Here is a 19,052-nt window from a genome sequence, read left to right on the forward strand (position 1 = left end):
ACTTGCCATTGGGGGACAGGCATTTGCCTTGTTGGGACAAATCCATGGCAACCCTGACCAGGGCAACCCGCGCATGTCGTGAATTGCAAAGCCGTTGGCATGAACTGCCAAGAAGCGGCGCGATGGCTTTCCTAGAGTCGATTCGTGGCGCAGGACCGCGCCAGCCCCACGACGAACAGGAGACCCCCATGCCCCGACTTCACCCCCATCCCTGCGGCCTGCACGCGCTGGGCCTGCTGTGTCTGGCAGGCGCGGCCGCCGCCCAGGCGCCCACCTCGGTCACGCTGTTCGGCGTGATGGACGCCGGCGTCAGCCGCTACAGCGTGCGCAGCGAATCCTGGGACGCGGGCCCCGCGCGCTCGGCGCGGCAAAGCACCTGGGCACTGTCGCCCTCGGGCAACCTGGCCAGCCGCATCGGCATACGCGCCAGCGAGGACCTGGGCGGCGGCCTCATGGCCGGCCTGTGGCTGGAGGCGCCGGTGGCCAATGACACGGGCGGCGGCGCGCTCAACTTCGGGCGGCGCGCCACCATCAGCCTGTCCGGGCGCCTGGGCGAGCTGCGCATGGGGCGCGACCACACGCCTTCGTTTCTGAACGACTGGGCCTTCGACCCCTTCACCGTCAACGGCGTGGGCACCAACCTGATCGCCGTGGTCAACAGCAACCTGGCCATCGCCCGCGCGCTGGCCACGGGCGGCCTGCTGGGCGGCGGGCTGTCGGCGGGCACGGACACCTATCTGCGCGCAGGCAACTCCATCGGTTATTTCCTGCCGCCGGGCCTGGGCGGCGTCTACGGGCAGGCCATGTACGCCTTCCCCGAGAACAGCTCGAAGCGGGGGCGCTACGCGGGTGCCCGCATCGGCTGGGCCATGGGGGCGGCCGATGTGGCGCTGGGCTATGGCGAGAACACCCTGGGCACCTCGGGCGCCGGCGCGGAAAAGATCCGGTCGCTGAACCTGGGCGGCTCCTATGACTTCGGCCCGGTCAAGCTGTTTGGCGAATGGTCCGGCGTGCGCAACGAGCGGCGCGACGCCGGCACGCTGGCCGCGATCAACGACCGCTACCTGGGCGTGCTGGCCGGCGTGAACATCCCCGTGGGCCAGGGGGCACTGCGCGCCTCCTATGCACGTGTGCAGTTCAGGAACGGCCAGGGCCTGGCCGACGGCGATTCCTCGGTGAACAAGCTCGCCCTGGGCTATGTGCACCCGCTGTCCAAACGCACGGCGCTGTACGCCACGGTGTCGCGCATCAGCGTGGGCAACGGGCGCAACAACCCGGGCGTGATGGGCGTGACGCCGCTGGTGGTCAGCAACCCGGCCATCCTGCCCCAGCCCGGCTACCTGACCACGGGCGGCATGCAGCCGGCCGGCGCGCTCGGGCTGGACCTGGGCCTGCGGCTGATGTTCTGAACGGCCGCGCCAATCGTTCTGAACGGCCGTGCCAATAGCCGTGGCGCCCGGATGCCCATCTTCGCCTGCGCTAATCTGCGCGGCATGAATGGATCTTCTGCATGGACCCTGGGTTGGCGCACCCTGTGGCGCGACCTGCGCGCGGGCGAGTTGCGCCTGTTGATCGTTGCCGTGATGCTGGCCGTGGCCGCGCTCAGTTCGGTGGGCTTTTTTGCCGACCGGCTGCAGGCGGGGCTGCAGCGCGATGCGCGCCAGCTGCTGGGCGGCGACGTGGTCGTGGTCGGCGACAACCCCACGGCGTCGGCCTTTGCCGAGCGCGCACGCGCCGAAGGGCTGCAGGCCCTGGAGACATCCAGCTTCCCGACCATGGCACGCGCCAGCGACGCGCAAGGCGGCATGAGCCGCCTGGTGGCGCTCAAGAGCGTGCCCGAAGGCTATCCGCTGCGCGGCAGCCTGCGCGTGGCCGATGCCCCCGGCGCGGCCGACCGGGCCACGCGCGAGATACCGGCGCGGGGCGAGGCCTGGGTCGATGCGCCGCTGCTGGAGTCGCTGGGCATAGGCGTGGGGGACATGCTGCTGCTGGGCGACGCCCAACTGCGCGTGGCGCGCATCATCTCCATCGAGCCTGACCGGGGCGCAGGCTTCATGAACTTTGCGCCGCGCGTGATGATCACCTCCGCCGACCTGGCCGCCACGGGCCTGGTGCAGCCGGCCAGCCGCATCACCTACCGCCTGGCCGTGGCCGGCGCGGGTGATGGCTCCGAGCCGGCCGTGCAGCGCTACCGCGTCTGGGCCGAGCAGCAGGCCAAGGCGCCCGGCGTGCATGGCGTGCGCGTGGAGTCGCTGGACAGCGGCCGCCCCGAGATGCGCCAGACGCTGGACCGCGCCGAGAAATTCCTGAGCCTGGTCGCCCTGCTGGCGGCGCTGCTGTCGGCCGTGGCCGTGGCCCTGGCTGCACGCGGCTTTGCCAACAGCCACCTCGACGCCTCGGCCATGCTGCGCGTGCTGGGCCAGAGCCAGCGGCGCATTGCAGGGGCCTATACGGTGGAGTTCGTGCTGGTCGGCCTGGCCTCCAGCGCCGCGGGCGTGCTGCTGGGCTGGGCCATTCACCATGTGTTCGTGCTGCTGCTGGCCGGGCTGGTGGAAACCGCCTTGCCCGCACCGGGCCTGTGGCCTGCGGTCTTCGGCGTGGGCATGGGGCTGACCCTGCTGCTGGCCTTTGGCCTGCCGCCCGTGCTGCAGCTGGCGCGCGTGCCGCCGCTGCGCGTCATGCGCCGCGACCTGGGCGCGCTCAAGCCTGCCTCGGTGGTGGTGCTGGCCGTGGGCGTGGCAGGCTTTGCGGCCTTGCTGCTGGCGGCCAGCCGCGACATCAAGCTGGGCCTGATCGCCGTGGGCGGCTTTGCCGTGGCCGTGCTGCTGTTCGCGGCCCTGGGCTGGCTGGCCGTGCAGGTGCTGCGCCGCCTGGTGCACGAGAGCACGGCGCCGCGCTGGCTGGTGCTGGCCACGCGCCAGATCGCCGCGCGCCCCGCCTATGCTGTGGTGCAGATCAGCAGCCTGGCCGTGGGGCTGCTGGCGCTCATGCTGCTGGTGCTGCTGCGCACCGACCTCATCGGCAGCTGGCGCCAGGCCACGCCGGCCAATGCGCCCAACCGCTTCGTCATCAACGTGCAGCCCGAGCAGGCCGACGGTTTCCGCGCGGCGCTGGCCAAGGCTGGCGTCACCTCCTATGACTGGTTCCCCATGATCCGGGGGCGTCTGGTCACCGTCAACGGCAAGCCGGTCAGCCCCGACGACTTCAGCGAAGACCGCGCCAAGCGCCTGGTGGACCGGGAGTTCAACCTCTCCACCACGGCGCAGGCGCCCGCACACAACCTGATCACGGCGGGCACCTGGACACCTGGCGCCAAGGGCGAGATCAGCGTGGAGGACGGCATTGCCGAGACCCTGGGCCTCAAGCTCGGCGACACGCTGGGCTTCGACGTGGGCGGCGTGCCCAGCGAGGCGCGCATCACCAGCCTGCGCAAGGTGGACTGGGGATCGATGCGGGCCAACTTCTTCGTCATCTATCCCGTGGACCACCTGGACGACGTGGCCGTCAGTTACCTGGCCGCCTACCGCGCGCCCGACGTGGCGGGCTTCGACAACGCCCTGGTGCGCGAGTTTCCCAACATCACCAACGTGGACCTGAGCACCACGCTGGCCCAGGTGCAGCGCGTGCTGGACCAGGTGATACGCGCGGTGGAATTCCTCTTCGGCTTCACCCTGGCCGCCGGCCTGGTCGTGCTCTTCGCCGCCGTCACCGCCACGCGCGAGGAGCGCGCGCGCGAGTACGCCATCATGCGCGCCGTCGGTGCCCAGGCCCGGCTGCTGGCGCAGGTGCAGCGCGCCGAGCTGGCGGGCGTGGGCCTGCTGGCGGGCTTCCTGGCCAGCTGCGCGGCGGGGGCCGTGGGCTGGGCCCTGGCGCGCTGGGTGTTCGAGTTCAACTGGACCGTGCCCTGGTGGGCTCCGCTGGCGGGGGCTGTTGCCGGGGCCTTGCTGGCCTGGATGGCGGGGTGGTGGGCGTTGCGGGAGGTGTTGAGGAGGCCTGTGATGGATACGTTGAGGCAGGTGGCTGAGTAGTCTTTGTGTTCTGTTTTTTGCCCCTGCCGGGCGGTTTCTTTTCGAGGCCGGGTCTCGGCCCGGCGGCCGACCTACTTTCTTATCGCGCGATAAGAAAGTAGGCAAAGAAGCGCGCCCCAAACTGCCCACGACCCCTTCGCTTCGCTACGGGGCGACCTGCGTTGGGCGGGATGCGGGGTGCGCCGTGAAACTCGTTACGCGCTGCGCGCTTCACTCAAACATCACGGCGAGCTAGACAACGAAGCAAGCCTGTCCTTCGGCAGGCTTGCCACCCCGCATCCCGCCCAACGCAGGCGTGGGCAGAAGGGGGGGAGGCTGGGGAACAGCCAACAGCCAACAGCCAACAGCCAACAGCCAACAGCCGGCGCCATCACTGCGTTCGGCTTCAAACCAGGGGCCGAGCGAAGCGAAGGCCCGGGCAAACTCCCCGTATGTCAGCGCCTGCGGCGTGGTGGTTGCGGGGTTGCAGTCCTGCCGAAGGACAGGACTGCTTCGTGATCTGACTCGCTGCGGTTGTCTGAGCGGAGTTCACGAAGTGAACGCAGCGAGTTCCGCAGCGAACCCCGCAACCGCCACGACGCAGGTTGCCCGCAGCGAAGCGGAGGGTCGCGGACATTCGGGTCGCCTTTGCTTTGCCTACTTTCCTTTGGCGAAACAAAGGAAAGTAGGTCGGCCGCCGGGCCGAGACCCGGCCTCGAAAGACAACCACCCGGCAGGGGCAGAAACGAGCAACACCAGGGACAAGAACGAGCAACAGCAGGGGACGGCCCCGTTCAAGACTCCTTGAACAACCTCCCCCCCACAAAATCCACAAACGCCCTCACCTTAGGCGACAACTGCCGACTCGACGCCCACAGCGCCGAAAACTGCCCCGTGTGCGTCAGGTCCTCCGCCAGCACCCGCTGCAGCTCGCCACGCCCCAGTGCATCGCGCGCCAGGAAGTCCGGCATATAGGCCAGCCCCATGCCGGCCACGGCCGCGCCCAGCATGGCTTCCATGTTGTTGCAGACCAGGGCGGCGGGCAGGTGGGGCGGCATGCCGGGCAGCACCCATTCCTCCAGCTTGCCGCTGCTCAGGAAGCGGTAGCGCAGGCAGCTGTGCTGTGCCAGCTCGGCGGGGGATTGCGGTATGCCCCGTGCCGCCAGGTAGTCGGGCGAGCCGGCCAGGATGAAGCGAAACGGCCCCAGCCGGCGCGCGACCAGGCGTGAGTCGGCCAGTTCGCCGCTGCGGATGACCACGTCCAGGCCGGCCTCGACCACGTCCACCAGGTGATCGTTGAAGTCCAGGTCCAGGTCAACCTCCGGGTACAGGGCCTGGAACTCGGGCAGCACGGGCAGCAGGAAGCGGTAGCCGATGGTGGGCAGGCTCACGCGCAGCCGCCCGCGCGGCGCCTCGGCGGCGGCCTGCATGGTGGCGCGCGCATCGTGCAGTTCATCCAGGATGCGGCGGCAGCGCTCGTGGAACAGTGCGCCTTCCTGCGTGAGGCGTACCTGGCGCGTGGTGCGCTGGAACAGGCGCAGGCCCAGTTGCTGTTCCAGCCGCGCCACGTTCTTGCCGACGGCCGAGGCCGAGATGCCCAGGGCGCGCCCGGCCTCGGCAAAGCTCAGCAGGTCGGCTGCACGCACAAAGGATTCGAGTCCGCTGAAGCTGTCCATGTCGATTGCCAACCTGGGGTTGGGAGTGTGGGGAGTCTGTCGCCTATTTTCACGGCATTGCAGCGCTTTTATCGTTCATGCATGCCTGGCCATGTGCGGCCGGGAAATTGCGAAAGCCTTGCCAACCATGTCCTCCTGCCTGACTTCCTCCCGCGCACCGGGTGCGCTCCACGGTACAGCGCGACCGCGTGCGTCCCCGGTCTGGGTGCTGTTGTCGGTGTGCCTTGCGGCGCTGGCGATGCCGCTGAGCTTTACCGGGCCGGCCGTGGCCCTGTCTGCGCTGCGCGAGGCGCTGGGCGGCGGGCCGCTGGCGCTCAACTGGGTGACGAATGCCTTCATGCTGAGCTTTGGCGCCACGCTGATGGCGGCCGGCGCGCTGGCCGATCTGCACGGGCGGCGGCGCGTTTTCCTGACCGGGCTGGGCGTGGTGCTGCTCAGTGCGCTGGCCCAGGCCTGCCTGGGCGGGCAGGGGGCCATTGTCGTGTTCAACCTGCTGCGTGCGCTGCAGGGCCTGGGCGCGGCGGCCGCGCTGGCGGGCGGCACGGCGGCGCTGGCCCAGGTGTTCGACGGGACGGCGCGCATGCGTGCCTTCAGTGGCGTGGGCACGTCGTTCGGCGTGGGCCTGGCCTTCGGGCCGTTGCTGTCGGGCTGGTTGCTGGGCGTGGCGGGCTGGCGCGGCGTGGTGCTTTGCGTGGCCGCCGTGGCGCTGGCCGCGCTGGTGCTGGGGCTGCGCTGCATGCCTCAGTCGCGCAACCCGAAGGCGCAGCGGCTGGACCGGGCCGGTGCGCTGCTGTTCACCGCAGCCCTGGCGCTGCTGACCTGGGGCGTGCTGCAGGGGCCGGAGGCGGGCTGGTCCAGCGGGGCGGCGCTGCTGCCGCTGGCCGGTGCCGCGCTGGCGCTGGCGGCCTTTGTGGCCGTGGAGCGGCGCGTGCAGCAGCGCACGGGGCAGCCCATGCTGGACCTGTCGCTGTTTCGCTATCCGCGTTTCGTGGGAGTGCAGTTGCTGGCGGGTGCGCCGGCCTATGCCTTCGTGGTGCTGCTGGTGCTGCTGCCGGTGCGCTTCATCGGCGTGGAGGGCATGGGGCCGCTGCAGGCGGGGCAGCTGATGTTTGTGCTGTCCCTGCCCATGCTGTTCGTGCCGTTGCTGGCGGGCTGGCTCACACGCTGGGTTTCGGCCGCGCTGCTGTGCCTGGCGGGGCTGCTGGTGTGCGCGGCGGGCCTGCTGTGGCTGGGCGGGTGCGCGCCGGGCACGGCCTTTGCGCAGATGGCGCCCCCGCTGCTGCTGATCGGCCTGGGCATCGGGCTGCCCTGGGGTTTGATGGATGGCCTGGCCGTGAGCGTGGTGCCCAGCGAGCGCGCCGGCATGGCCACGGGCATTTTCAGCACGGTGCGCGTGGCGGGCGAGGGCATGGCGCTGGCGCTGGTGGGCGCGGGGCTGGCTGCATTGCTGGCATGGCGTCTGTCGGCCCTGGCAGCTCAGGCGCCCCAGGCGGTGCAGGCGGCGCATGCCACCGGCCGCGCGGCGCAGTTGCTGGTGACGGGGAACATCGCCGAGGCCATGGCCCTGCTGCCCGGCCTGTCTGCACCCGCCGTGCTGGCGGCCTATGGCCAGGCCTTTGGCATCTTGCTGGATGTGCTGGCGGGCATCACGGTGCTCACGGCGCTGGCGGTGTACGGGTTCCTGCGTGCCGGGGCCCCCACGGATACCGGTACCGGCACGGACATGGCACATGCCTGACAATCGCGGGTTTCACTCAGCCGCCAGCCGCTTTTCGCCATGTCAGAGGAATCCCAGAACAACGCCCCCCAGACCCCCTATGAATGGATCGGCGGCGAGCCCAGGGTGCAGGCCCTGGTGGACCGTTTCTACGATCTCATGGACCTGGAGCCCGGCTATGCCGAACTGCGTGCCGCCCACGGCAGCACCCTGGCCGATGCGCGCCAGAAGCTGTTCTGGTTCCTGTGCGGCTGGCTGGGCGGCCCCGACCATTACCAGGACCGCTTCGGCCACCCGCGCCTGCGCATGCGTCACATGCCGTTTTCCATCGGCATTCTTGAGCGCGACCAGTGGGTGGCCTGCATGGACCAGGCCATGGGCGAGACCGGCGTGCCCGAAGAGCTGCGCGTGCGCCTCAAGGCCAGCTTCATGAACACGGCCGACTGGATGCGGAACCGGTAGCAGGTGGCTGCCCCCGGCGCTGCTGAAAAAAAGGGCCGGCCCCTGCAGGAGGCCGGCCCAAGCAGCAATCGGTTGGGGTTCAGAGCTTTTCGTCGCGCATGTAGTACCAGTGGTACAGGAACCGCTGCCCCAGCCGGCGAAACGGCGCAAACGCGGGCGAACGCACCATGTTGAAGACGTTCGGATACTCCAGCTCCGAGTTGTAGATGGGCAGCTCGAAGGTCTTGCTCTGGCGCCCCGCGATGCGCTCGGCCATGCGCCGGCCCGCGTGGGCCGAGAAGGAGACGCCGTTGCCGCCATAGCCCACGGCGTAGAAGATGCTCTGGGCCGGATCGGGCTGGAAGACGCGCGGCATCATGTCGTGGCTCACATCGACCCAGCCCCACCAGGAGTAGTCGATGGTGATGCCCTTGAGCGCCGGGAACTTGCGGTGCAGGCCGTCCACCAGCTTGGCCATGTGGATGGGGTTGGGCGCATCGGCACCCGTGACGGCGCTGCGGCTGCCGATCTGCACGCGGTTGTCGGGCAGGCGGCGGTAGTAAAAGCGCAGCGTGCGGGTGTCGGTGATGACCTGGGTGGTCTTGAAGCCCGTGGCCTCCAGTTCCTGCTCGGTCAGCGGTCGCGTGACCAGCGAGTTCGAGAGGATGGGCATGATCTTGGAGCGCAGGCTGCCATGCAGGGCGTTGCTGGTGTAGCCGCCCGTGGCAAAGCCCACGGCCCGCGCCCGCACGGTGCCGCCGGGCGTGCGCAGGTGGTGCACGCCGTTGCGCGTCTCGACGCCCAGCACCGGGCTGGCCGGGTGCACCTTGACGCCCAGCTCCCGCGCCTTGCGCAGGTAGCCGAAAGCCAGCTTGAGCGGGTGCACGCCGATGCCGTCGGGCTCGTGCATGGCGCCGTGGCTGTCGGCATCGTTCACATAGTCGCGGCGCAGCTCCTCGGGGCTGAGCATGCGGGCGTCATAGCCGAAGACCTCGCGCATGATCTGGGTTTCGTTGCGCAGGAAGTCGAGTTTCTTTTCGCGGTGGGCGATGTAGAGGTGGCCGCCGGGCTGGGGCTCGCACTCGGGGAATTCGACCACCAGGTCCTTGAAGGTCTGGAAGCCCTCGCGGATCTCGGCGTCGAGCTTGAGCGCCACGTCCTTGCCCCAGCGTGCGATCCACTGCGAGCGGTACAGGCGCCCGCTGGCGTTCTGCCCCTGGCCGCCGTTGCGGCTGGTGCAGCCCCAGGCGGTCTGGTTGGCGTCCAGCACCACGGCGCGTATGCCGTGCTCGCGCGCCAGGAACAGGGCCGTGGCCAGGCCCGTGAAGCCCGAGCCGACGATGGCCACGTCCACGTCCATGTCGCCGCTGACGGGGCCGTCATCGTCTGGCGGGCGTCCCGCCGTGCCGACCCAGTAAGTGGGCGCATAGCCCGTGCCGTGGCCCGGGTTGGCGGCCACCAGCGGGTCGTACTGAGGGTCGTAGGGACGCAGGTGGCTGGGGCGGATGTCCTCGGCTTTCATGGCGGATGTCTCCTGGTGCGGCGGCTTGGGATCTGCCGCTTTTTGCTATGGATTCGGTGGAATGGGGCCAATGCCGGCGAGCCACGCAAGGCGGTGCGCCGACGATGGAATCAGCATAGCCAGCAGGCCATGGAGCCAGTTAGCGCCACAGCCCAGCTTTCGATAGAGCCAGTGGCGGCCGGTGCGCGCGCCTGGACCTAACGATTGATGGCATCTGGTTCTAACGGGTCCGTGTGCCTGCTACCTACCATGGCCCATCGACATTTCGATGACGCGGCGCGGCGGCCCTGCCCGGGGCCCGGCGCCGTGGTACCCACCACAGACAAGGAGACAGCATGAGCGCAGACACCAACCCTCCGGATGCCCAGTTCCTGGCCCGCTTCGCCGAGGCCTGGAACCGCCACGACATCGAGGCCCTGATGGGCTTCATGGCCGATGAGTGCGAGTTCCACGCCGTGGCCGGGCCCGATCTCATGGGCCGCAGCTTCGTCGGCCGCCAGGCGGTGCGCGAGGGCTTCCAGATGGCCTGGCAGGCCTTCCCCGATGCGGCCTGGCTCGATGGAGACCATTTCGTGCAGGGCGACCGTGGCGTGTCCGAGAGCACCTTCAAGGGCACCAAGGCCGACGGCCTGCGCGTGGAAGCGCGCATGGTGGATGTCTTCACCTTCAAGGACGGAAAGATCGCCGTGAAGAACGCCTTCCGCAAGGACCGCCCGCCGGTGGCGGCCGCCTGACGGCGCGGGGCCTTGCGGCCCCGTGCCACCGGGAACACCGGATACGCCACGGCAAGGCGCGCACCTGCGCAGCCACCACAACAGAGCATCAGCCGTGGCGCCTGAACGCAACAGGAGACAAGACATGATCGGACATCAGCAAGCCTCTTCGCCGGGGCTTTCACACGGGCTCAAACAGCGGCACATGACCATGATCGCCCTGGGCGGCGTCATCGGCGCCGGGCTGTTCGTGGGCAGCGGCGTGGTCATCAAGTCGGCCGGGCCGGCCGCGATTCTTTCCTTCCTCATCACGGGCCTGCTCGTGGTGCTGGTCATGCGCATGCTGGGCGAGCTGGCCTGCTCCATGCCCGGCGGAGGGTCCTTCTACGAATATGCGCGAGAGGCCTGGCGCGACCGCCCCGGCGTGGGCCGGCTGGCAGGCTTTCTGACGGGCTGGATGTACTGGTACTTCTGGGTCATCGTCGTGGCGCTGGAGGCCGTGGCCGGTGCCGACCTGGTGCGCTACTGGCTGCCCGATGTCCCCAACTGGAGCATCAGCCTGGTGCTGCTGGTGATGCTGACGCTGACCAACCTGGTCTCGGTGAAGTCCTTTGGCGAGTTCGAGTTCTGGTTCGCCTCCATCAAGGTGGCGGCCATCGTGGTCTTCCTGTTCGTGGCCGGCGTCTACGTGCTGGGCCTGACGCCTGCGTCGCAGGGCATGCACTTCGGCAACCTCACCGGCAATGGCGGCTTCATGCCCAACGGCATCGTGCCGGTGCTGACCGGGGCCGTGGCGGCCACGGGCTTTTACTTCGGCGCCGAAATCGTGACCATTGCGGCGGCTGAAACGGCCGAGCCGCAGAAGGCCGTGGCCAAGGCCACCAGCTCGGTGATCACGCGCGTGCTGGTGTTCTATGTGGGCTCCATCTTCCTGGTGGCCTGCCTGGTGCCCTGGAATGCGGTTGGCATCGCCACGCCGTATGTGAGCGCACTGAACACCATGGGCGTGCCCGCTGCCGCGCAGATCATGAACGCCATCGTGCTGACGGCCGTGCTGTCGGCGCTCAACTCGGGGCTGTATGCATCCTCGCGCATGCTGTTCGCGCTGACGCGGCGCGGCGATGCGCCCCAGGCGCTGGCCAAGGTCAGCCGCAACGGCGTGCCCACGCGCGCCATCCTGGTGGCCACGGTATTCGGCTACGGCGCCGTGGTGATGTCCTATGTGTCGCCCGACAAGGTGTTTGCCTTCCTGGTCAATTCCTACGGCACGGTGGCGATCTTCGTCTACATCCTGATCGCCATCTCGCAGCTGCGCCTGCGCTCCCGCCTGGAGCGCGAGGCGCCGCACCTGCTCAAGGTGCGCATGTGGTGCTATCCGTACCTGACCTGGTTCGCCATCTTCGGCATGCTGTCCATCGTCATCGCCATGGCCTTCATCCCCGAGCAGCGCACACCGCTGGCGCTGGGCGTGGCCAGCCTGTGCATCCTGCTGCTGGCCTATGGCGTGCGGCAGTTCCTGCAGCGTGGCGTGGCGCCGGTGGTGTCCTCGCTGTCCGAGGCCGCGCGGCCCGAGCCGCAGAAGTACTGACCCAGGGGCGACGGGACAGGCAGGGCCGGTCCCGGCCACTCCTCGCGTTACTTCTGCTCCTCACGGATCGCATCGGCCAGGGCCTTCACGCCCTGGCCGATGTCGTTGGCGGGTATGGACTGGTAGCCCATGCGCATGAAGCTGCCGGGCGTGCCCGGGCGGGCGAAGAACACATCGCCGGGCTCGATGAGCACGCCGTGCGCTGCGGCGCGCTGCGCCAGGGCCTGCACAGGCATGTGGTCGGGCAACTGCACCCAGCACGAGCCGCCGCCGCGCACGGGCGTGATGCGGCAGCCGGGCGCATGCTCGGCCATGGCGGCCGTGAGGGCTGCGTGCCGCTCCTTCTGCGCCTGTGCCAGGCGCCGCTGCTGGGCCTCGTAGTGGCCCAGGGAGATGAACATGGCCAGCGTGCGCTGCACGAAGGTGGCAGGGTGGCGGATCATGAGCCGGCGCAGCGCGCGCAGCTCGCGTATCAGCTCGGGCGCAGCCACGATGTAGCCCACGCGCAGGCCCGGGGCCAGGCTCTTGGACAGGCTGCCCACGTAGATCACGCGGTTGCTGCGGTCCAGGCTCTTGAGCGCCGGAATGGGCTGGCCGTCGAAGCTGCTCTCGCTCTCGTAGTCGTCCTCGATGAGGATGATGTCGTGCTCCTCGGCCATCTCCAGCAGCGCCTCGCGCCGCGCCAGCGGCATGGTCACGCCCGTGGGGCATTGGTGGCTGGGGGTCACGTAGAGGTAGTCGAGCTGGCGCAGCAGCGGCGTGACCGGCAGGCCCTGGCCGTCCACCGGCAGCGGGATGACCTGGGAGGTGCGGCTGCTGAAGATGTTGCGCGCGTCGGGGTAGCCGGGCTCCTCGATGCCCACGGCCGTGCCCTCGCGCATCAGCAGGTCGGCCACCATGTAGAGGGCGTGCTGCGCACCCACGGTGATGATCAGCTCGTCGGCCGAGGCCCAGACGCCGCGGCGCGGCAGGATCTTGGTCTGCACCTGCTGGATCAGCATCTCGTCGTCGCGCGCGATCTGGTCGGGCGCCCACTGGCGTATGTCCAGCACGCCCAGGGCCTTGAGGCAGCATTCGCGCCAGGCGGCCGTGGGAAACAGCTCCTTGTCGAACTGGCCGTACAGGAAGGGATAGGGGTAGCGCTGCCAGTCCTCTTCCTTGACGATGCTGCGCTGCTGGCTGGGCAGCAGCCACAGGCGCCGCGACCAGTCGGTGCGGCGGCCTTCGCCAGGGGTGCTGCTGGCCGCAGCGCCGCCCGGCGTGCGCCCCTTGAGTACGTCGGGATGGATGAAGTGGCCCTTGCGCTGGCGGCTCAGCAAAAAGGCTTCCTCGGCCAGCTGCTGGTAGGCCAGCACCACGGTGATGCGTGCCACGCCCAGGTGGCGCGCCAGCTCGCGGCTGGAGGGAATGGATTCGCCGGGTGCGAGGATGCCCGAGAGGATGGCATCGACCAGCATCTCGCGGATCTGGCCCTGCAGGCTCAGGGAGGGGCGGGCGCTGCGGCGAAACAGCTGCCCCCACATGGCGCCCTCGGGCGGTTGCGGCTGCGTGGCCGCGCGCTTGTCTGTCATGTCTTGTCGTTCCCGCCGCTGCGGCGGGCCGCTCGCTGTGTTTGTCTCCCGCGCAGGTGCAGGGCAGGGCCTGCATCCGCGACCGGCCAATATAGGCCAGCCGGTGCGCCACGGGGCCCGGAGTTTGCGATGGTTGCAATTTTTGCGGAGAGGCCGGAAATTGATATACAATCGTTGTCTTGGCGGCTGTAGCTCAGCTGGATAGAGTACTTGGCTACGAACCAAGGGGTCGTGGGTTCGATTCCTGCCAGCCGCACCAAAACGACAAGCCTCAGAACTGCAAAGTTCTGAGGCTTTTTCGTTTCAGGCGCCCGCACAGGCCCGCACAGAGGCCGTGGCAATTGTTCAGGCGCTGGTCAACGGTTATTTTTCGATATTTTCATGGTTTTCCGTAAGCGTTCAAAAAGCACGCTATAATTCGAAGCTTGGCGGCTGTAGCTCAGCTGGATAGAGTACTTGGCTACGAACCAAGGGGTCGTGGGTTCGATTCCTGCCAGCCGCACCAAAACGACAAGCCTCAGAACTGCAAAGTTCTGAGGCTTTTTCGTTTGTGCTCGGTTGGTGTCGTGGTTTGTGCGGCGTCTTCGCCTGCTGCGGTGATCTGTGTGAAGATCGGCTCCCTATGAGCAAGGCTTTCACCAAGGAATCCGACGGCGACGACGATGATGAAGTCGGCCTGCCGCCCTTGCCGCCGGGCGGCAAGAACTACATCACTCCCCAGGGCTTCGCGCGGCTGAAGACGGAGCTGCTGGACCTGATCGACAACGAGCGCCCGCGCATCGTGGAAATCGTGCACTGGGCGGCCAGCAATGGCGACCGCTCCGAGAACGGTGACTATCTCTACGGCAAGAAGCGCCTGCGCGAGATCGACCGGCGCATCCGCTTTCTGACCAAGCGGCTGGAGATCGCCGAGGTGGTCGATCCCTCCGTGCATGCCGGCAGCGAGCAGATCTACTTCGGCGCCACCGTCACCTATGTCGATGACGAGGGCGAGGAGCGCACCATCACCATCATGGGCATCGACGAGGCCGACAGTGCACGCCAGCAGGTCAGCTGGATCGCGCCCGTCTCGCGCGCCCTGCTCAAGGCCCGTGTGGGCGACGAGGTGGCCCTGCCCACCCCCGCAGGTGTGCGCACGCTGGAGGTGCTGGACGTCACCTACCCGGAGCCGGGCAGCGCCGCCGGGTAAGCGTTCAGGGCTGCAGTTTCTGCAGCAGCTCCAGCGTGGGATAGCCATCGGCCACCAGGCCCTGGCTTTGCTGGAACTGGCGCAGGCCCGCACGCGTGGCAGGGCCCATCACGCCATCGGCCGTGCCGGCTGAAAATCCCCGTTCGTTGAGCGCGGCCTGCAAGGCGCGCAACTGCTCGCGCGACAGCGGTGCCAGATCGCGCGGCCAGGCCGCCTGCACGCCCGGGCCGCCGGCCAGTTGCTGCGACAGCAGGTCCACGCCCAACGCGTAATTCACGGAGTTGTTGTAGCGCAGGATGGTGCGGAAGTTGGCACCCACCATGAAGGCCGGCCCGCGCGCGCCGGCCGGTGCGATCACGCTGGCATCGGCCATGGAGGGCAGGGGGGAGCCGTCCACGGCCTGCACGCCCTCGGCCGCCCATTGCGCGCTGTCCTGGCGCACGCTGGTCTCGGCGCGTGCATGGTCAAAGCCTGCCGGCAGGCGCACTTCCACGCCCCAGGGCTCGCCCGTCTTCCAGCCCGAATGGGCCAGGTAGTTCGCCGTGGAGGCCGTCACATCGGGCAGGCTGCCCCAGATGTCGCGGCGGCCATCGCCATCGGCATCCACCGCATAGGCCAGGAACACGGAGGGAAGGAATTGCGTGTGGCCCATGGCACCCGCCCAGGAGCCGATCATGTGGGCCGCATCGATATCTCCGTTGTCGATGATGCGCAGTGCTGCAAGCAGCTCCTTTTGCGCCCAGGCGGCGCGCCGGCCGTCGAAGGCCAGCGTGGCCAGCGCATCGACCGTGGGGAAGTTGCCGAAGTTGCCGCCGAAATTGCTTTCCATGCCCCAGATGGCGGCGATCACCTCGGCCGGCACGCCATAGCGCTGGCTGGCCGACTGCAGCGGTGCAGCCGCTTCGCGCAGCTTGGCGCGGCCCTGGGCGATGCGCTGGGCCGATACGGCGCTGTCCAGGTACTGCCAGGGCGTGCGCGTGAATTCAGGCTGCGAGCGGTCCAGCTGCACCGCGCGGCGCTGCAGCCGGGCAGGCTCCAGCGCGCTGCGCACGGTTTTCTCCGAGATGCCGGCGTCCAGCGCCTTGCGCGCGAAATCCCGCTTCCATGCTTCGAAGCTGGTGGCCTCGGCCTGCTGGGCGGCATCCGGCGCGGTGGCGGGTTCGGGCTGCACGGGCGCGGCAGGCGCCGTGGGGGCCGGCATGGAGGGCGGCACCGTGACCGGCGCAGGCGCCGGCCGGGACGCGCAACCGGCCAGCAGCACGGCGGCCAGGGCGGTGGCCAGGGCGGCACGGTTGAGCGCGGCGGGATGGCGGGCGGTGGGAAAAGCTTGGGCAGTGGCGTGTGCGGCGGCTTGGGCGGTGGCGTGTGCGTGGTGCATCCGGCCATTGTCTCCGCTGCGCCCCGGCTCGGAGTGCAACACGGTGTTTCTGCATTGGGCGTGCGGGGCCGCTATGCTGTGCGGCCATGACCGCCATCGCTCCGCCGCCATCACCGTCCCCGGTTCTGCACGATGCCGCGCTGGCCCTGCGCGCCTTGCTGCCGCCCGGCCGGCGCTGGCTGGTGCTGACGGGCGCGGGCTGCAGCACGGGCTCCGGCATTCCGGACTACCGGGATCTGGAAGGCCAGTGGAAGCGCCCCCAGCCGGTGACGCTGCAGGCCTTCATGGGCAGCCATGCCACGCGCCAGCGCTATTGGGCGCGCAGCCTTCTGGGCTGGCCCGTGATGGCGCAGGCCAGGCCCGGCCAGGCCCACGCGGCACTGGCGCAGTTGCAGCGGCGCGGATGGATCGAAGGCCTGGTCACCCAGAATGTGGACGGCCTGCACACGGCCGCGGGCAGCGATGGCGTCATCGACCTGCACGGCCGCATCGCCGCCGTGCGCTGCATGGGCTGCGGCGCCGGCATGGAGCGCGCCGTGCTGCAGGCCATGCTGCTGGAGCGCAACCCCGGCTGGGCCGGCCTGAGCGCCCAGGCCGCGCCCGACGGTGATGCCGATCTGGAGGGGCGCGACTTCAGCCGCTTCGACGTGCCGGCCTGCCCGCACTGCGGCGGCGTGCTCAAGCCCGACGTGGTGTTCTACGGGGAAGGCGTGCCCAGCCAGCGGGTGCAGGCCGTGCGCGCCATGCTGCAGCAGGCCGGCGGGCTGCTGGTCGCCGGTTCTTCGCTGATGGTGTATTCAGGCCTGCGCTTTGTGCATGAGGCCGTGGCCCAGGGCAAGCCGGTGGCGGCCATCAACCAGGGCCGCATGCGCTCCGAGGATTTGCTGGCCCTCAAGATCGAGCAGGACTGCGGCCCGTTGCTGCAGCAGCTGGCCCAGGACCTGGAGCAATGAAAAAACCCCGCAGGAGCGGGGCAGTGTTCAGGGGATGACGCGCGATGCGCGCACCACCGAGTGCACGCGGCGCAGGTTGCGCAGCGCGGACTCCACCTGCTGGTTGTCGTGCACCGAGATCACGAAGCACAGGTCCGTGGTGCTCATGGCGGCCTCGTCGGCCATGTCCACGCGCAGGATGTCCACCTCGGCGCCGGCCAGCTCGGCCGCCACGCGCGCGAGCACGCCCTTGCCGTTGTTGACGGTGACCACGATGCGTGCCTCGAACAGGCGCGCGGCATCCATGTCATCGGCCCATTCGACCACGATGAAGCGGTCCCTGTCCTTTTCCTGCAGGCGCTGCGCGATCTTGCACTGCGCATGGTGGACGATCAGGCCTTCGCCACTGCCCAGGTAGCCCACGATGGGGTCGCCCGGCACGGGGCGGCAGCATTGCGCGTAGTGGATGGAGCCCTGGTTGGAGCCGTCCAGCAGCACGGCGCCCTGGAAGGGTCGGTTGCTGGAGTTGAAGCGTTCGCGTGTGAGCAGCAGGGCGTCGGGCCGGTGGCCGTGGCGCGCCATCAGCGCCGTCAGGCGCGAGGCCACCAGCGACGCAATGCGCCGGCCCATGCCGATGTCCACCATCAGGTCGGCGCGGCTGCGGCTGCCGGCCATGCGCAGCACCTCGTCCCAAAGTGCCTGGTTGGCCTCGTCGGCCGGCGGCACGGCATCCATGCCTTCGGCACGCATGGCCTGGGCCAGCAGGTTCTCGCCCAGGCGGGCCGATTCGCTTTGCGCGGCCGACTTCAGGTAGTGGCGGATCTTGGAGCGCGCGCGGCCCGTCTTGACGAAGCCCAGCCAGGCCGGATTGGGCGTGGCGTCCTCGGAGGTGACGATCTGCACCACGTCGCCGCTCTTGAGTTCGGTGCGCAGCGGCACTTCCTCGTTGTTGATGCGCGCGGCCGTCATGTGGTTGCCGACCTTGCTGTGGATGGCATAGGCGAAGTCCACCACGGTGGCGCCGCGCGGCATGGCCATGATCTCGCTCTTGGGCGTGAACACGTAGACGGCGTCGGGGAACAGGTCCACCTTGACGTGGTCCCAGAACTCGGCCGCATCGCGCGTCTCGTTCTGGATGTCCAGCAGCGACTGCAGCCACTGCGTGCCCAGCTGCTCGGAATCGTGGCCGGGCTGGGCCTTGTACAGCCAGTGCGCGGCGACGCCGGCCTCGGCGACGATGTGCATTTCCTCGGTGCGGATCTGGAACTCGATGTTCACGCCCGAGGGGCCCACCAGCGTGGTGTGCAGCGACTGGTAGCCATTGTTCTTGGCAATGGCGATGTAGTCCTTGAAGCGGCCCGGCATGGGCTTGTACATCTGGTGCAGCACGCCCAGCGCGGTGTAGCAGTCGATCACGCGCGGCAGGATGACGCGAAATCCGTAGACGTCGGTCACCTTGGCAAAGCTCAGCTGGTTCTTCTCCATGCGCAGATAGAGCGAATACAGCGTGCTTTCGCGCCCTGCCAAGCGTGCCTGCAGGCCTGCGCCGGCGAACTCCGCATTGACCTCGTCCTGCACGCGCTGGACCAGGTCGCGGCGGCGCTTGCGCGAGCGGGCGATGGCCTTTTCCAGCGTGGCATAGCGCCAGGGATGCAGGTGGCGGAAGGCCAGGTCCTGCAGCTCGCGGTAGGTCTGGTTCAGGCCCAGGCGGTGGGCGATGGGGGCGTAGATCTCCAGCGTCTCCGACGAGATGCGGCCCCACTTGTTGCGCGGCATGTCGCCCATGGTGCGCATGTTGTGGGTGCGGTCGGCCAGCTTGATCAGGATGACGCGCACATCGCGCGCCATGGCCAGCAGCATCTTGCGGAAGGACTCGGCCTGGTTTTCCTCACGCGTGTTGAACTGCAGCTTGTCCAGCTTGGTGAGGCCGTCGACCAGCTCGGCCACGTCCTGGCCGAAGCGCTGGGCGAGGTCCGCCTTGGTGACGCCGCAGTCTTCCATCGCATCGTGCAGCAGCGCGGCCATCAGGGCCGGGGCGTCGAGCTTCCAGCTCGCGCACAGCGCGGTGACGGCAATGGGATGGGTGATGTAGGGTTCGCCGCTGCTGCGCCACTGGTCGCTGTGGGCCAGGTCGGCAAAGGCATAGGCTTCGCGCACCTGCTCGATGCTGGTGGCATCCAGGTAACCCAGGTGCTCCATCAGTCCGGCAAAGGCATTGGCCGACACGCTCGCTGCCTGCTCTGCAGACATGCGCTCGGGCCGGGGTGTCGGTACGGGATCAGAGGGGGCTGTGAACGAAGTCAAGGCCGCTTTCATGA

13 protein-coding genes and 2 tRNA genes are annotated in these 19,052 nt (G+C 68.9%); 10 read left to right on the plus strand and 5 right to left on the minus strand.

Going from position 1 to position 19,052, the window contains the following annotated elements; translation table 11 throughout:
- Nucleotides 1–188: 188 nt before the first annotated feature.
- Nucleotides 189–1,409 carry a porin gene (locus CLV01_RS09420; RefSeq protein ID WP_099734465.1) on the plus strand — a complete coding sequence of 407 codons (1,221 nt, stop codon included), beginning with the start codon at nucleotides 189–191 and terminating at the stop codon, nucleotides 1,407–1,409.
- Nucleotides 1,410–1,493: 84 nt separating this feature from the next.
- Nucleotides 1,494–4,028 carry an ABC transporter permease gene (locus tag CLV01_RS09425; RefSeq protein WP_099734464.1) on the plus strand — a complete coding sequence of 845 codons (2,535 nt, stop codon included), beginning with the start codon at nucleotides 1,494–1,496 and terminating at the stop codon, nucleotides 4,026–4,028.
- A gap of 773 nt (nucleotides 4,029–4,801) precedes the next feature.
- On the opposite strand, the gene CLV01_RS09435 is transcribed toward CLV01_RS09425, so the two are convergent.
- Complete coding sequence (locus CLV01_RS09435) at nucleotides 4,802–5,683, minus strand: LysR substrate-binding domain-containing protein (RefSeq protein WP_034390972.1); 882 nt, start codon at nucleotides 5,681–5,683, stop codon at nucleotides 4,802–4,804.
- 205 nt (nucleotides 5,684–5,888) lie between these two features.
- Between CLV01_RS09435 and CLV01_RS09440 the strand changes: the two genes are divergently transcribed.
- Nucleotides 5,889–7,421, plus strand: a complete 1,533-nt coding sequence (locus CLV01_RS09440; protein WP_099734462.1) for an MFS transporter — start codon at nucleotides 5,889–5,891, stop codon at nucleotides 7,419–7,421.
- A gap of 39 nt (nucleotides 7,422–7,460) precedes the next feature.
- Complete coding sequence (locus CLV01_RS09445) at nucleotides 7,461–7,862, plus strand: group II truncated hemoglobin (protein WP_047325961.1); 402 nt, start codon at nucleotides 7,461–7,463, stop codon at nucleotides 7,860–7,862.
- Nucleotides 7,863–7,941: 79 nt separating this feature from the next.
- On the opposite strand, the gene CLV01_RS09450 is transcribed toward CLV01_RS09445, so the two are convergent.
- On the minus strand, nucleotides 7,942–9,363 hold the full coding sequence (locus CLV01_RS09450; RefSeq protein ID WP_099734461.1) for an NAD(P)/FAD-dependent oxidoreductase: 1,422 nt from the start codon (nucleotides 9,361–9,363) through the stop codon (nucleotides 7,942–7,944).
- Between the two features lie 335 nt (nucleotides 9,364–9,698).
- On the opposite strand from CLV01_RS09450, the gene CLV01_RS09455 reads away from it, so the two are divergent.
- Both CLV01_RS09455 and CLV01_RS09460 read left to right on the plus strand, forming a co-directional pair.
- The gene (locus CLV01_RS09455; RefSeq protein WP_013803799.1) at nucleotides 9,699–10,097 is read left to right on the plus strand and encodes a nuclear transport factor 2 family protein; all 399 of its coding nucleotides are present in this window, start codon (nucleotides 9,699–9,701) and stop codon (nucleotides 10,095–10,097) included.
- Nucleotides 10,098–10,221: 124 nt separating this feature from the next.
- Nucleotides 10,222–11,664, plus strand: a complete 1,443-nt coding sequence (locus tag CLV01_RS09460) for an amino acid permease (protein ID WP_047218993.1) — start codon at nucleotides 10,222–10,224, stop codon at nucleotides 11,662–11,664.
- Between the two features lie 47 nt (nucleotides 11,665–11,711).
- Here CLV01_RS09460 and pdxR read toward each other — a convergent pair whose 3' ends face one another.
- Nucleotides 11,712–13,235: a MocR-like pyridoxine biosynthesis transcription factor PdxR gene (gene pdxR, locus CLV01_RS09465; protein ID WP_099734460.1), complete on the minus strand. Its 1,524-nt coding sequence runs from the start codon at nucleotides 13,233–13,235 to the stop codon at nucleotides 11,712–11,714.
- Between the two features lie 182 nt (nucleotides 13,236–13,417).
- Here pdxR and CLV01_RS09470 point away from each other — a divergent pair.
- From CLV01_RS09470 to greB, 3 genes are all read left to right on the plus strand, one after another.
- Nucleotides 13,418–13,494, plus strand: a tRNA-Arg gene (locus CLV01_RS09470).
- Between the two features lie 169 nt (nucleotides 13,495–13,663).
- Nucleotides 13,664–13,740, plus strand: a tRNA-Arg gene (locus CLV01_RS09475).
- A 117-nt stretch (nucleotides 13,741–13,857) separates the two neighbouring features.
- Entirely contained in the window at nucleotides 13,858–14,424 is a 567-nt protein-coding gene (greB, locus tag CLV01_RS09480) for a transcription elongation factor GreB (protein WP_099734459.1), read from the plus strand.
- Nucleotides 14,425–14,428: 4 nt separating this feature from the next.
- Here greB and CLV01_RS09485 read toward each other — a convergent pair whose 3' ends face one another.
- On the minus strand, nucleotides 14,429–15,802 hold the full coding sequence (locus tag CLV01_RS09485) for a lytic murein transglycosylase (protein ID WP_099734458.1): 1,374 nt from the start codon (nucleotides 15,800–15,802) through the stop codon (nucleotides 14,429–14,431).
- A gap of 86 nt (nucleotides 15,803–15,888) precedes the next feature.
- Between CLV01_RS09485 and CLV01_RS09490 the strand changes: the two genes are divergently transcribed.
- Entirely contained in the window at nucleotides 15,889–16,755 is an 867-nt protein-coding gene (locus CLV01_RS09490) for an NAD-dependent protein deacetylase (RefSeq protein WP_099734457.1), read from the plus strand.
- Between the two features lie 27 nt (nucleotides 16,756–16,782).
- Here the strand turns inward: CLV01_RS09490 and CLV01_RS09495 are convergent, their stop codons facing one another.
- Entirely contained in the window at nucleotides 16,783–19,050 is a 2,268-nt protein-coding gene (locus tag CLV01_RS09495; RefSeq protein ID WP_012203951.1) for a RelA/SpoT family protein, read from the minus strand.
- Nucleotides 19,051–19,052 lie beyond the last annotated feature (2 nt).

Origin of the sequence: Delftia sp. 60, assembly GCF_002754395.1 — a bacterium.
In the GTDB taxonomy this organism is placed as follows: domain Bacteria; phylum Pseudomonadota; class Gammaproteobacteria; order Burkholderiales; family Burkholderiaceae_C; genus Comamonas; species Comamonas acidovorans.